Raw genomic sequence first — 14,289 nt, 5'->3', positions numbered from 1 at the left:
TCAGGCAACCTGTACCGGAATGGCTTTCGCGGTGCGCTTCATTTCGTTGTCGCCTTCAAAGTAGGCCACTTTCGGACGCCAGGTGCGGGCTTCTTCATCAGACATGGTGACGAAGCTGGCGATAATCACAATGTCGCCGACTTCAGCACAGTGTGCCGCTGCGCCGTTCACCGAGATGATTCTGGAGCCGCGTTCAGCCGCAATCGCATAGGTTGAGAAACGTTTACCGTTGGTCACGTTCCAGATATCAATAGCTTCGTTTTCCAGAATACCAGAGGCATCGAGGAAATCCTGGTCGATGGCGCAGGAGCCTTCGTAGTGCAGGTCCGCCTGCGTGACTTTTACGCGGTGGAGCTTGCCTTGCAGCATGGTGCGAATCATAACTTCTATACCCTGTCGTTTACCTTGGCTAAGCAGGCACTACTGGCCTGCTTTGAGAAATTCTCAGGCAGTATTGCCTGATTTTTAACCCCTGTCTACTGGGCTAATGTAACGCTTTGATTATCGATCAGACGTGCCTGACCCAGCCAGGCGGCGGCCAGAATCACCGCGCGTTTACTGGTTTCCGTCAGCTCCAGCAGCGTGTCGGCATCACGTATCTGAATATCGTCGGCACGGAAGCCTTTTTCATTCAGTTCCTGCTCGGCAATGGCAATAATCTCTTCCTGGTCACGATGGCCGGCAAGCAGCTTTTCAGCGATGCCGTTCATCACTTTGTGCAGACCCGGCGCAATTTTTCGCTGCTCTGCGGTCAGATAACCGTTACGTGAGCTAAGCGCCAGACCGTCTTTGGCGCGAATAATCGGCACGCCAACGATCTCAATGTCATAACCCAGATCCGCCACCATTTTGCGGATCAGTGCGAGCTGCTGGAAATCTTTCTCGCCAAAGCAGGCGATATCAGGCTGGATCAGGTTAAACAGCTTGCTGACGATAGTGGAAACGCCACGGAAATGGCCTGGACGGCTGGCGCCTTCCAGCATGGTGGAGAGACCGGGAACTTCAACGAACGTCTGGCCTTCCAGCCCCTGCGGGTAGATTTCCTCAACGGCAGGCGCAAAAACGTAATCGACTTTACGCTTGTTCAGCTTTTCACAATCTTCCTGCAGCGTGCGCGGATAGCGCACCAGATCGTCCGGTCGGTCAAACTGCATCGGGTTGACGAAAATGCTGACGATCACCACATCAGCCCGCGCTTTTGCCTCATCGACCAGCTTCATATGGCCGTCGTGCAGGTTGCCCATGGTGGGAACCAGAGCGACGCGTTTGCCTTCCTGACGCAGACGACGAATATGCTGGCGCAGCAGCGGCAGGGTTTCAATGATTAACACGACAAGACTCCTTGAGTTGCCTGAGGAACCGTAGGCCGGATAAGACGTTTACGCCGCCATCCGGCAACATGCAGCGAACCGCCTGATGGCGCTACGCTTTTCAGGCCGATATATGGCCTGAAAAATTAGTGGAAACTGTGTTCTTCGCCCGGATAAACGCCGGACTCCACTTCAGCCATATACTGCCGCACTGCGGCGCGCATGTCGCCTGCTTCATTGAGGAAATTCTTCGCAAATTTCGGGATGTGGCCACCGGTAATGCCAAAGGCATCGTGCATGACGAGGATTTGTCCATCGGTGACGTTACCAGCGCCGATACCGATAACCGGAATCGACAGCGCTTCGGTGACGCGCTTCGCCAGCTCAACCGGCACGCACTCCAGCACCAGCAACTGAGCGCCAGCGGCTTCTAAGGCCAGCGCGTCATCCAGCAATACCTGCCCGGCGTCGCCGCGGCCCTGAATTTTATAGCCGCCGAAAATATTCACCGACTGCGGTGTTAATCCCAGATGACCGCAAACCGGTACGGCGCGTTCGGTGAGCATTTTTACCGTATCCACCAGCCAGGCGCCGCCTTCAATTTTGACCATATTAGCGCCCGCCCGCATCACCACCGCGGCGTTTTCAAATGCTTGTTCCGGCGTGGCGTAAGCCATAAATGGCAGGTCGGAGAGCAGCAGACAGTTGGGGGCGCCACGACGTACGGCACGAGTGTGGTAAGCAATATCTTCAACGGTAACCGGTAGGGTGGAGTCATGCCCCTGAATCGTCATGCCCAGCGAGTCGCCAACCAGCATCACATTAATGCCTTCGTCGGCAAATAACTTAGCGAAGCTGTAGTCGTAGGCGGTAATGGTCGCGAAGCGTTTTTTCTCTTGCTTGCATTTCTGCAGCAGTGAAATGGTGGTGGGTTTCATAACATTTCCTGATGATGAAAGTCATATTTATCGGCATTCTAACAGTCACATTCAGGGGGGCAATTGTTTTAAGCAACCGTTTGGCACTAAAGTAGTAAACGCTGAAGGGGAGAGGATACTTTACCAGTGTGCAGGTTTTGCTGCACCAAGATGGGTGAGGTGCTGATGCAGGCTGATACCCTCCGGGAAGATAAGCTCAGGTGCGATTTCAGCGAGCGGCCACAGCATAAAACCACGGTTTTTCATGTCGTAGTGCGGCACGGTCAGACGTTCGGTATTAATCACTTCATCGCCAAACAGCATAATATCGAGGTCCAGAGTGCGCGGCCCCCAGCGTTCGGCTTTACGTACGCGTCCCTGTTGCAGCTCAATGCGTTGGGTATGATTAAGCAATTCTTCGGGAGCGAGAGTGGTTTCCAGCGCCACGGCAGCGTTCAGGTAATCTGGCTGATCCTGTGGGCCTAATGGCGGTGTGCGGTAAAAGGAGGAAACAGCGACGATACGGCTGTCGGGAATGTCGCCAATCGCTTTTACGGCAGCATTAACCTGCTCCAGAGGAGAGGCCAGATTACTGCCGAGAGCGATATAGGCGATGGTCACGCGGAACCTTCACGGCGCGGGGCGCGTTTACGCGGGCGACGATGACGACGGCGTTCCGGTTCTTCGTCGAGTTCGTTGAGCATGCCTTTTTGTTCCGGCGGTGCTGAAACCTGGAATTCTCCCCACCACTGCGCCAGACGCTGCAGTTCAGCGTTGTTTTCCACTTCGGCACGCAGGGCCAGCAGATCGTAAGCGGCGCGGAACTTCGGATGCTCCATCAGCTTCCAGGCGCGTTTGCCCTGGCGTCGAGACATGCGTAGCTGCAACTGCCAGATATCACGGGTCAGCGAGGTCAGACGTTTCGGGATCGCCAGCGAGCGGCAGGCTTCATCCAGTACGTCGTTCATCGCCAGTGCGAAGGCATCGTAGTAAGCCAGACCGCTTTCCTGGGCAATTTTCTGCGCAGCTTCCAGTAACGGATACCAGAACATGGCGGCGAACAAGAACGCCGGGTTAACGCGCATATCATTGTGGATGCGGTTATCGGTATTCTTCAGCACCTGAGCGATGATGCGTTCCATTGGGCTGTCACCGTCTTCGGTGAAATAGCGCGTAATGGTGGGGAACAGCGGCTGGAACAGGCTGTACTCACGCAGTTTTTTATAGGTTTCATACCCATAGCCCGCCTGTAACAGTTTGAGCGCTTCTTCAAACAGGCGTGCGGGGGGAATATCGTTAAGCAGTGTTGCCAGACGCGGGATTGGTTCAGCGGTTTCCGGGCTGATACGCATGTCGAGCTTGGCGGCAAAGCGCACGGCCCGCAGCATACGTACAGGGTCTTCGCGGTAGCGCGTTTCCGGATTACCGATCAGGCGAACGATGCCCTCTTCGAGATCCTGCATGCCACCAACGTAATCACGCACGGTGAAATCGGCCACGCTGTAATACAGGCTGTTAATCGTGAAGTCGCGACGCTGGGCATCTTCTTCGATGGAACCGAAGATGTTGTCGCGCAGCAGCATACCGTTTTGTCCGCGCTGTGAGGTTGTGCGATCGGACTCGCTGCCTTCATGATGACCACGGAAAGTTGCCACTTCGATAATTTCCGGGCCAAACATGACATGGGCCAGACGGAAACGGCGACCAACCAGACGACAGTTACGAAACAGTTTTCGCACCTGATCTGGCGTGGCGTTAGTCGTGACATCAAAATCTTTCGGCTTTTTGCCCAGCAAAAGATCGCGTACGCCTCCGCCAACCAGCCATGCCTCGTATCCGGCCTTATTGAGCCTGTACATTACCTTCAGGGCATTTTCACTGATATCTTTGCGGGAGATAGAGTGCTGCTCACGCGGGATTACCGTCATATGTGGACGGGCGACGGCGAGCTCGGCCTCGCGCTCCTCGCGGCTTAGCACCTTGCGGCAAAAATTAGCGACTCGGGTAAAAATAGTGCACCTCGGTAGTGTCAAACTTCAATCAGAACAAGTGTTGCTGTGTAAAAATAGCGGCTAATCATAGCTCAGCATGATGCATTTGAGAATGGCGGATTTACGATCGCCGATTCTGGCACCGCTGTCAGACTCCAGTTTTCAATGGCAAACGTGAGAATCTGATCCACGCGCATCTCCTGCCACGGGATATCGGAGTGCTGGCCGAGAAAGCGCAGCGCAGCAACAATCACCGGGCGTGGATCGCCTTGCGGCAGTGCAGGTGCATGATTTTGTTTTGAAAGTTTAGCGCCTTGTTCGTTGAGCGCCAGCGGCAGATGAATATAGTCCGGCGCTTGCCAGCCGAACTGTTGATACAACGAAATTTGCCGTACCGTCGGTTCGATAAGATCGGCACCGCGCACAATTTCCGTCACGCCCTGGAAGTGGTCGTCTACCACCACCGCGAGGTTATAGGCAAACAGCCCGTCGCGACGGTGAATAATAAAATCTTCCTTTGCAAGCCGCGGATCAGCCTGAATCACACCGCGCAGTTGGTCCGTAAACTGCATCACCGGATGGCGTTGCTTAATGCGGACCGCCGCCTGTTCAGGCCCGTGGCGTAGCTCACGGCAATGACCGTCGTAAATACCGCCGACGCTTTGAATACGCGCGCGCGTACAGGTGCAGTAATAGCTCAGATCCTGCTGATGCAGCCAGGCCAGCGCCTCGCGGTAGGCGTCATGACGCTGGGATTGCCATAAAATATCGCCATCCCAGTGCAGCCCGTAATGTTCCAGCTGACGCAGAATCGTGTCTGCAGCACCGGGAACTTCACGAGGGGGGTCAATATCTTCAATGCGTACCCGCCAGATTCCGCGACGAGCACGGGCCTGCAGGTAACTCCCGAGGGCGGCAATCAGTGAACCAAAATGGAGTTCGCCAGAGGGGGAAGGGGCGAAGCGGCCAATATAATGTGAATCGCTCATTTTGCGGGCTAACAAATAATAAGGCGGGAGAAGCTCCCGCCTGTAGTAAACGTGGTAAAAATGACCGGAATTAACCTGCCATTTGTTTTTCGCGGATTTCTGCCAGCGTTTTACAGTCGATGCACAGATCGGCTGTTGGACGCGCTTCCAGACGGCGAATACCAATTTCTACGCCGCATGATTCGCAGTAGCCGAAATCTTCGTCTTCTACTTTCTTCAGCGTCTTCTCGATCTTTTTGATCAGTTTGCGCTCACGATCACGGTTACGCAGCTCAAGGCTGAATTCTTCTTCCTGTGCGGCGCGGTCCACCGGATCAGGGAAGTTAGCCGCTTCGTCTTGCATATGAGATACGGTGCGATCAACTTCATCCCTAAGTTGATTACGCCATGCCTCAAGAATACGCCTGAAGTGCGACAGCTGGGCTTCGTTCATATACTCTTCGCCCGGTTTCTCCTGGTACGGCTCCACCCCAGCGATGGCGAGAATACTCAGGGACGATGTTTTACGGTTTTGCCCTTCTTGCATGTTGCTTCTCCTTAACACGCACTATCGATCCCCATGTTCGGGGGAAAAATCAGGTCGCTATAAATAGCAGATGCTTTTCCGGATAGCAATTATCTAAACGTAACACTTGACAACCCTGTGAGGAAAAGCGTATTTGCCCATGCGCCCAGAATACTAATTAACCGAATGTTTACACCATTACAAGGTAATGGGCAACGGCTCTTTAAGAGTCATACCATGGGCAGAAAGTTCCGCTTTATAAACCAGAATTTCTACCCCCTTAAGCTGTGCTTCAACTAATAATTGCGCATATTTTGCATCGATATGGCGCGCGGGTGAAAACCGTGTAATGGCTGAATGCAACACCGCGAAAAATATCACCGCGCGCTTGCCTTCGGCCGCTACGCTCATCAATTCCCGAAGATGTTTCTGACCTCGTTCAGTGATGGCATCGGGAAAATAACCCTGATCTTTTTCCGCCAACGTGACTGATTTCACTTCAATATAGCAGTCAGGTCGGGAATCCGCCTGTAACAAAAAGTCGATGCGGCTCCCTTCGGCGCCGTATTTTACTTCACTTTTCAAGGTGCTGTAGCCTGAAACTTCCGAAATTAACGAACGCTGAATAGCCTCTTTCGTTAATCTATTGGCCCACAGCGTGTTAACACAAATAAGTGCACCGGATTGGGTTTGCGTTAATTCCCAGGTATGTGGATATTTTCGTTTAGTATTTTCTGATGTCGAATACCAAACTGTATCTCCCGGCGTTGCGCAGCCGGTCATGGCTCCCGTATTGGGGCAGTGTAGCGTTAACGTTGTGCCATCCGGTGTGATCACATCCGCTAAAAAACGCTTATAGCGTTGAATGAGCGTTGCAGGTTGTAAAGGTGGAGAAAATTGCATGAACAGTTCCTTTGATTATTCAGTCAGCGTCCAGCGTTGCAACTGCGTGTAACGCGTGCGTCCTCGCATGAATGAGGAGGAATAAAGCCCAAACTCTGTTACCGGAAACGACCAGCCAAACCCTGGCGGAGGGATAGATACCGCGTGACCGGCGTCACGCAGCAGCGTGATATGCGGGTGAAACGGCTGCGGGCTCTGGTGGCACCCACTGCGTGCGGCTTGTGCCCGCAACATGTTCGCCAACTGCAGCAGCCCGCGCGGCGGCTGACGCATTCCCAACCACACGACTCGCGAGCGCAGCCATTGCCCGGCATCGTCGAGTTTGAGCGTAAAACCCGGCTGGCGAATACGCCCTGCAAGCTGCGTTAACGCATGCTGCTTCTCAGCGCTGACGTCGCCCAAAAAGGCGAGCGTCAGATGCAGATTATCGGCGGCGACGGGACGACCCGCTTCAGGGGGGAACTGCGCGGCCCGCCAGTGGATTAACTGCTCCCGAACCTCGCCAGGCAATTCAATCGCAAAGAACAGCCTTTTTGGCTCAGACATGATGGATACTCGGTTATGAATTAACGCGATGCTACAATGCAGCGCGAAGAATGTTAACCCTCTGGAGTCATTTGTGACGTCGTTGCCCGTTGCCGCCGTAGTGCCTGAACTACTTACCGCCCTTGATGCCTCGTCGCAGGTTTTGCTGACGGCGCCGACCGGTGCCGGGAAATCAACCTGGCTGCCGTTGCGACTCCTTGAACATCGCGGTATCAAGGGACGGATTATTTTGCTGGAGCCGCGGCGTCTGGCAGCACGCAATGTGGCGCAGCGGTTGGCGGAATTGCTGAATGAAAAGCCTGGCGAGACCGTGGGGTATCGCATGCGTGCGCAAAGCTGCGTAGGGCCGCAGACCCGCCTTGAGGTGGTGACGGAGGGGGTTCTGACGCGCATGATCCAGCGCGACCCCGAATTGACGGGCGTTGGGCTGATCATCCTCGACGAATTTCACGAGCGGAGTTTGCAGGCCGACCTGGCGCTGGCGCTGTTGCTGGATGTGCAGCAAGGGCTGCGTGACGATCTGAAACTGTTGATCATGTCTGCCACTTTGGACAACGGGCGTTTGCAGCAGATGTTGCCTGATGCGCCGACGATCGTTTCTGAAGGCCGCGCTTTTCCCGTTGATCGACGATATCAGCCGTTGGCGGCGCATCTGCGTTTTGCTGAAGCGGTAGCGATAGCGACGGCAGAACTCCTGCGCCATGAAAGCGGGTCGCTGCTGCTGTTTTTACCGGGTGTAGGGGAAATCCAGCGCGTGCAGGAGCAACTGGCAACGCGTGTGGGCAGCGATGTGTTGTTGTGCCCACTGTACGGCGCGCTGACGCTTGCCGAGCAGCGTCAGGCGATTTTGCCCGCTCCGCAAGGCAAACGCAAAGTGGTGCTGGCGACCAATATTGCCGAAACCAGCTTAACGATCGAAGGCATCCGGCTGGTGGTGGACTGCGCCCAGGAGCGCGTGGCGCGCTATGATGCGCGTACCGGTTTAACGCGACTGATTACCCAACGCATAAGCCAGGCCTCGATGACCCAGCGAGCGGGACGCGCGGGCCGTCTGGAACCCGGTATCTGCCTACATTTACTTGCCAAAGAGCAGGCGGAAAGAGCGGCGGCACAGGGAGAACCGGAGATTTTACAGAGCGACCTGTCCGGACTGCTGATGGAGTTACTGCAATGGGGATGCACCGACCCTGAGCAACTGAACTGGCTGGATACACCGCCCGCCATCAACCTGCAGGCGGCAAAGCGGCTGCTGCAGATGCTGGGGGCGCTTGAGGGTGACAGGCTCAGTGCCACGGGGCAGAAAATGGCGACGTTGGGTAACGACCCCCGTTTAGCGGCTATGCTGGTTAGCGCCAACAATGACAATGAAGTGGCAACGGCGGCAAAACTGGCTGCGATTCTGGAAGAGCCGCCGCGCGGTGGCAGTACCGATCTGGCTGTAGCGTTTTCACGAAATCAGCCCGCCTGGCAGCAGCGCAGTCAACAATTACTGAAACGGCTTAACGTTCGCAGCGGACAGCCGGACAGCGCGCTGCTCCCCTCATTACTGGCGCAGGCGTTTGCCGATCGGATCGCGCGTCGGCGCGGGCAGGAAGGGCGCTATCAACTGGCGAATGGCATGGGGGCAATGCTGGATGCCGATGACGCCTCCGGACGCCATGAATGGCTGATTGCGCCGCTGTTACTGCAGGGCAGCGCTTCGCCGGATGCGCGTATTCTGCTGGCTCTGCCGCTGGATATCGAGGTGCTGATACAGGCATGCCCTGAACTGCTACAACAATCTGACACCATCGAATGGGATGAAACTCAGGGAACGTTAAAAGCATTGCGTCGGTCGCGCATTGGCCAGCTAACGGTAAAAGTACAGGCGCTGGCCAAACCCTCGGAAGAGGAGTTGCATCTGGCGATGTTGAACGGCATTCGCGATAAAGGGCTAAGTGTGCTCAACTGGACGCCGGAAGCCGAGCAGTTTCGCCTGCGTCTGCAATGTGCGGCAAACTGGTTGCCAGAGTATAACTGGCCCGCGGTAGATGAGGATTCTCTGCTGGCGACGCTGGAGAGCTGGCTGCTGCCGCACATGAGCGGTGTGCACTCGTTACGCGCGTTAAAAGCGCTAAATGTGGGTCAGGCGTTGCGCGGTTTGCTGGATTGGTCAATGCTGCAACGTCTGGATAGTGAACTGCCAGCGCATTACACTGTGCCGACGGGAAGCCGGATTGCCATTCGCTATCATGAGGATAACCCTCCGGTATTGGCGGTTCGGATGCAGGAAATGTTTGGTGAAGCGAAGACCCCAACCATCGCCGAGGGGCGCGTGCCGCTGGTGCTGGAACTGCTGTCTCCGGCCCAACGACCGCTGCAGGTAACGAGTGATTTGAGCGCGTTCTGGCAGGGATCGTACCGTGAGGTGCAAAAAGAGATGAAAGGGCGCTATCCCAAACATGTCTGGCCGGACGATCCGGCGAATACCGCGCCAACGCGGCGAACAAAGAAGTATTCGTAATGAAACTGTAGGCCGGATAAAGCGAAGCCGTCATCCGGTATAAACACGGCAGTAAATTGAGAGATTTCTTCTTCTGTTAACTGACGGAAGAACAGAGAATCGGGCCCTTGCGCCTGAATGTTGCGGAGAAAAAGCATGGCGGGGAATGACCGCGAGCCAATTGGACGTAAAGGGAAACCCTCGCGTCCGGTGAAACAAAAGGTGAGCCGTCGTCAACTCAGAGATGAAGAGTATGACGACGATTATGATGATGATGACTATGAGGATGAAGAACCGATGCCGCGTAAGGGTAAAGGCAAAGGGCGTAAGCCTCGTGGTAAACGCGGCTGGTTCTGGCTGCTGGTAAAACTGTCGATTGTTTTTTTGGTGCTGATCGCCATTTACGGCGTTTATCTGGACCAAAAAATCCGCAGCCGTATAGATGGTAAAGTCTGGCAGCTTCCTGCGGCAGTATATGGCCGTATGGTTAACCTTGAGCCAGAAATGCCGATCGGCAAGAACGAGATGGTGAAACTGCTGGAGGCTACGCAGTATCGTCAGGTGACGAAGATGACGCGCCCTGGCGAATTCACCGTGCAGGCGAAAAGCATCGAGATGATCCGTCGTCCGTTTGATTTTCCGGACAGTAAAGAAGGGCAGGTGCGCGCGCGTCTGACCTTTGATGGCGACCATCTGGATACTATCGAGAATATGGATAACAACCGCCAGTTCGGTTTCTTCCGTCTCGATCCGCGGCTGATTACCATGCTCTCTTCGCCTAACGGTGAGCAGCGCCTGTTTGTCCCGCGCAGTGGATTCCCGGATCTGCTGGTGGACACGCTGCTAGCGACCGAAGATCGTCACTTCTATGAGCATGACGGTATCAGCCTCTATTCCATTGGCCGTGCGGTGCTGGCGAACCTGACGGCGGGGCGCACGGTACAAGGGGCCAGTACGCTGACCCAGCAACTGGTGAAAAACCTGTTCCTGTCCAGCGAACGTTCCTATTGGCGTAAAGCCAACGAAGCCTATATGGCGCTGATCATGGATGCGCGTTACAGCAAAGACCGCATTCTTGAGCTGTACATGAACGAAGTCTATCTCGGTCAAAGTGGTGACAATGAGATCCGCGGCTTCCCGCTGGCGAGCCTTTACTACTTTGGCCGTCCGGTGGAAGAGCTGAGCCTCGACCAGCAAGCGCTGCTGGTAGGGATGGTTAAAGGGGCGTCAATCTATAACCCGTGGCGTAACCCGAAGCTGGCACTGGAGCGTCGTAACCTGGTGCTGCGTTTACTACAACAGCAGCAGATTATCGACCAGGATCTGTATGACATGCTGAGCGCGCGTCCGTTAGGCGTACAGCCGCGTGGTGGGGTGATCTCACCGCAGCCCGCCTTTATGCAGATGGTGCGCCAGGAGCTACAGGCAAAGCTGGGCGATAAAGTTAAAGACCTCTCCGGTGTGAAGATTTTCACCACCTTTGATTCCGTGGCGCAGGATGCTGCAGAAAAAGCGGCGGTGGAAGGTATTCCGGTGCTGAAGAAACAACGTAAGCTAAGCGATCTGGAAACCGCGATTGTGGTGGTCGACCGCTTTAGCGGCGAAGTGCGTGCCATGGTTGGTGGGGCAGAACCGCAGTTCGCTGGTTATAACCGTGCGATGCAGGCACGTCGTTCGATTGGTTCTTTGGCTAAACCAGCGACCTATCTGACCGCGCTCAGCCAGCCGAAGCTGTATCGTCTAAATACCTGGATTGCCGATGCCCCGATTGCGCTGCGCCAGCCTAACGGCCAGGTGTGGTCGCCGCAGAACGATGACCGTCGCTATAGCGAAAGCGGAAAAGTGATGCTGGTGGATGCGTTAACGCGCTCAATGAACGTGCCAACGGTAAATCTGGGGATGGCGCTGGGCCTGCCTGCCGTCACCGATACCTGGCTGAAGCTGGGCGCGCCGAAAGATCAGCTTAATCCGGTTCCAGCCATGCTGCTGGGGGCGTTGAACCTGACGCCGATCGAAGTGGCGCAGGCGTTCCAGACTATCGCCAGCGGCGGGAACCGCGCGCCGCTGTCGGCGCTGCGTTCGGTGATTGCCGAAGATGGGACGGTGCTGTATCAGAGCTTCCCGCAGGCCGAGCGTGCCGTTCCGGCGCAGGCGGCGTATATGACGCTGTGGACCATGCAACAGGTGGTTCAGCGTGGTACGGGGCGTCAGCTTGGCGCGAAATATCCTGGGCTTCATCTGGCAGGGAAAACCGGGACCACTAACAACAACGTGGATACCTGGTTTGCCGGGATCGACGGCAGCCAGGTAACCATCACCTGGGTGGGCCGTGATAACAACCAGCCAACCAAGCTGTACGGTGCCAGCGGTGCGATGTCGATTTATCAGCGTTATCTGGCTAACCAGACGCCAACACCGCTGGTGCTGACGCCGCCGGAAGATGTGGTGGATATGGGCGTGGACTACGACGGTAACTTCGTTTGTAGCGGGGGGATGCGTACGCTTCCGGTATGGACTACCGATCCTGATTCGCTGTGTCAGCAAGGTGAAATGATGCAACAGCCGACCGGGAATCCGTTCGATCAGTCAACGCCGCAGCAGCAGCCTCAACAGCAGCAGCAACAACCGGCGCAGCAGGAAAAGAAAGATAGCGACGGTGTCGCTGGCTGGATAAAGGATATGTTCGGCAGTAACTGATTTTGGTTTTCACTGTTCTTCCCCCGCATCGGCATAGGCCGGTGTTGGGGGCTTCTCCCTCGCGTTGCTATTACCTTTCCCTTCTCTCTGTGTTCTGAATGTCTTCGCGCATAGTCACTAATTTGTTATGGATCTCATTTCGTGGTGAATCGCTGCTGTGAGTAATATTAAGCTGTTGAGGTATTTGCAGTCCCCTCCCGGGCTGTTAATCATAGACCCAATATATTACTTTTTCATATGTATTCGGTATTGACTAATTTTACTCGCAATTTTGTGCTTTTTTTCGCATTTCTTATTTTTGGGATTCATGGGGTGATGTTTTATATTGTTTTAATGAATGAATTGAATATTGCTTAATTCAATGTTAAGAAAATATTGTTTTTGTTGTTATGTTTATGAAAGAAAAGGAATTATAAATATTTTGTATCTGCTTGGGTTAATATATCGGTTCGCTTTTATTAGTTATGAATCGTATAATAGATCACGCAAAGGAATGTTTTTGGGTTGATGATAAAGATATATTATATATTTGGTGATGTTGTTGCATCTGTATCTCCAGTCAGTCTCTATTTCCTTTCGTTAAAATTTATTTTCCTCTGTTTCTTTTTTGTGAACATATGTAAGGAATACGTTATGTGCAAAAAAATTCTCACCTCGTTGTTTGTTAGCAGTGTATTGGCGGGAGCCGCGATGCCTGCGTTAGCCGTTGATACGGGAACCGTAACCTTTAACGGAAAGATTATTCCTGATAGCTGCGTAGTGGATGTTAACGGTACTACGACAAATGGTACGGTGACGTTTAATAATCTTTCACAAACTGCATTTGGCGCAGATAAGCAAGTGGGAGATTCACAATCTGTTGCAATCACGCTGACGGAATGTGATGCCGCGATTGCCAACCTCAATATCAAATTTGATGGCACGCGTATCGCCGGATATAACGAGGAAGTATTACAACCGACAGGGACCGCGACGAACCTCGGCGTGCGTATGTTGCCGGAAGGCAGCAGTAATTACGTAAAATTTGATGGCTCAGATCCTGATGTGTCGCTGAACAAGGCCAATGGCGACAGCGTGGTGTTTAATTATAAAGCTGAAGTTATCCAGGTTGGCAGTATGGTTCCGACTACCGGTGATTATAGCGCGCAAGCAACCTATACCCTGATTTATCGTTAATTGTCATAAAATCTGGCCCAGGCTGGGCCAGTATTTCAATGGAATTGAAAAATGAAACGACTCATTACCACATTAGCCCTGGTGTTAACTACTGGCATTCATATTGCTTATGCTGGCGTAGTGGTTGGTGGAACGCGAATTATTTATCCTGCCAACCAGTCTGAAGTGCAGGTAACATTAAAAAATAAAGATAATGATAAACGTTATCTGGTGCATAGTTGGGTCAGTAATATTGATGATAGTAAAGCGCCATTTATTATCACACCACCGATTTATAAACTGGAGGAAAATCGCCAGACGCTGCTGCACGTAGTTTATACCGGTAATAAATCTGCTTTGCCACAGGACCGCGAATCGCTGTTTATGGCGAATATCAAATCTGTGTCTGCGATCCCTGAAGAATTACGCGATAACAACACGTTGCAATTTGCCATTAAGAGCAAATTAAAGCTGTTCTATCGGCCGGCCACGTTGAGGGAAAGTGAGGCGAAAACGGCCTGGCAGTCATTACAGTTTAGCCGTAGCCAAAACCAGTTAGTGGTGAAAAATCCCACCCCATTCTATGTCACCTTCGGACATCTAAAAGTAGCGGGAACAGAGATTAAAGCAGCATCAGAGCAAAACACTCCTTCGGCATTAACCATGATGGTCGCACCATTTGCTGAGCAGCGTTTTCCGTTGTCATCGGCAGTAAAAGGTAACGTTGTCTGGACCGCAATTAATGATTACGGATCAGAAACCGGACAGTGGAAACAGTCGCTGTAAATGAGCTA

At 53.6% G+C, this 14,289-nt stretch carries 13 protein-coding genes; 4 read left to right on the top strand and 9 right to left on the bottom strand.

The annotated features are described in order from the left end of the window. The 9 genes from panD to thpR all read right to left on the bottom strand — a co-directional run bounded on the left by panD (position 1) and on the right by thpR (position 7,161). The gene (gene panD / locus OGV75_RS05250; RefSeq protein WP_000621526.1) at positions 1-381 is read right to left on the bottom strand and encodes an aspartate 1-decarboxylase; all 381 of its coding nucleotides are present in this window, start codon (positions 379-381) and stop codon (positions 1-3) included. A 95-nt stretch (positions 382-476) separates the two neighbouring features. After that, entirely contained in the window at positions 477-1,331 is an 855-nt protein-coding gene (gene panC, locus OGV75_RS05245; RefSeq protein WP_016151737.1) for a pantoate--beta-alanine ligase, read from the bottom strand. Positions 1,332-1,456: 125 nt separating this feature from the next. Beyond that, positions 1,457-2,248 (bottom strand): 3-methyl-2-oxobutanoate hydroxymethyltransferase, encoded by a 792-nt coding sequence (panB, locus tag OGV75_RS05240; RefSeq protein WP_003829230.1) that lies wholly within the window; start codon positions 2,246-2,248, stop codon positions 1,457-1,459. Positions 2,249-2,368: 120 nt separating this feature from the next. Then, entirely contained in the window at positions 2,369-2,848 is a 480-nt protein-coding gene (folK, locus tag OGV75_RS05235; protein WP_016151739.1) for a 2-amino-4-hydroxy-6-hydroxymethyldihydropteridine diphosphokinase, read from the bottom strand. After that, on the bottom strand, positions 2,845-4,239 hold the full coding sequence (pcnB, locus tag OGV75_RS05230; protein WP_203457720.1) for a polynucleotide adenylyltransferase PcnB: 1,395 nt from the start codon (positions 4,237-4,239) through the stop codon (positions 2,845-2,847). Before pcnB ends, folK begins: the two co-directional genes overlap by 4 nt. A 71-nt stretch (positions 4,240-4,310) precedes the next feature. Continuing rightward, positions 4,311-5,207 (bottom strand): tRNA glutamyl-Q(34) synthetase GluQRS, encoded by an 897-nt coding sequence (gluQRS, locus tag OGV75_RS05225; protein WP_016155714.1) that lies wholly within the window; start codon positions 5,205-5,207, stop codon positions 4,311-4,313. A 70-nt stretch (positions 5,208-5,277) separates the two neighbouring features. Further along, positions 5,278-5,733, bottom strand: a complete 456-nt coding sequence (gene dksA / locus OGV75_RS05220; protein WP_003018625.1) for an RNA polymerase-binding protein DksA — start codon at positions 5,731-5,733, stop codon at positions 5,278-5,280. A gap of 177 nt (positions 5,734-5,910) precedes the next feature. Beyond that, entirely contained in the window at positions 5,911-6,615 is a 705-nt protein-coding gene (gene sfsA / locus OGV75_RS05215) for a DNA/RNA nuclease SfsA (protein ID WP_115190982.1), read from the bottom strand. Between the two features lie 15 nt (positions 6,616-6,630). Next, positions 6,631-7,161, bottom strand: a complete 531-nt coding sequence (gene thpR / locus OGV75_RS05210; RefSeq protein ID WP_016155716.1) for an RNA 2',3'-cyclic phosphodiesterase — start codon at positions 7,159-7,161, stop codon at positions 6,631-6,633. 73 nt (positions 7,162-7,234) lie between these two features. On the opposite strand from thpR, the gene hrpB reads away from it, so the two are divergent. The 4 genes from hrpB to OGV75_RS05190 all read left to right on the top strand — a co-directional run bounded on the left by hrpB (position 7,235) and on the right by OGV75_RS05190 (position 14,281). Beyond that, positions 7,235-9,664 carry an ATP-dependent helicase HrpB gene (gene hrpB, locus OGV75_RS05205; protein WP_286480411.1) on the top strand — a complete coding sequence of 810 codons (2,430 nt, stop codon included), beginning with the start codon at positions 7,235-7,237 and terminating at the stop codon, positions 9,662-9,664. Between the two features lie 135 nt (positions 9,665-9,799). Further along, on the top strand, positions 9,800-12,340 hold the full coding sequence (gene mrcB, locus OGV75_RS05200; RefSeq protein WP_016151745.1) for a bifunctional glycosyl transferase/transpeptidase: 2,541 nt from the start codon (positions 9,800-9,802) through the stop codon (positions 12,338-12,340). A 633-nt stretch (positions 12,341-12,973) separates the two neighbouring features. Next, the gene (locus OGV75_RS05195; protein ID WP_047358497.1) at positions 12,974-13,516 is read left to right on the top strand and encodes a fimbrial protein; all 543 of its coding nucleotides are present in this window, start codon (positions 12,974-12,976) and stop codon (positions 13,514-13,516) included. Positions 13,517-13,567: 51 nt separating this feature from the next. Then, positions 13,568-14,281 carry a fimbrial biogenesis chaperone gene (locus OGV75_RS05190; RefSeq protein ID WP_047358498.1) on the top strand — a complete coding sequence of 238 codons (714 nt, stop codon included), beginning with the start codon at positions 13,568-13,570 and terminating at the stop codon, positions 14,279-14,281. Positions 14,282-14,289 lie beyond the last annotated feature (8 nt).

Source organism: Citrobacter sp. Cb028 (assembly GCF_030336705.1).
Taxonomy (GTDB): domain Bacteria; phylum Pseudomonadota; class Gammaproteobacteria; order Enterobacterales; family Enterobacteriaceae; genus Citrobacter; species Citrobacter braakii.
This window is presented reverse-complemented; position numbering and strand designations above follow the sequence as displayed.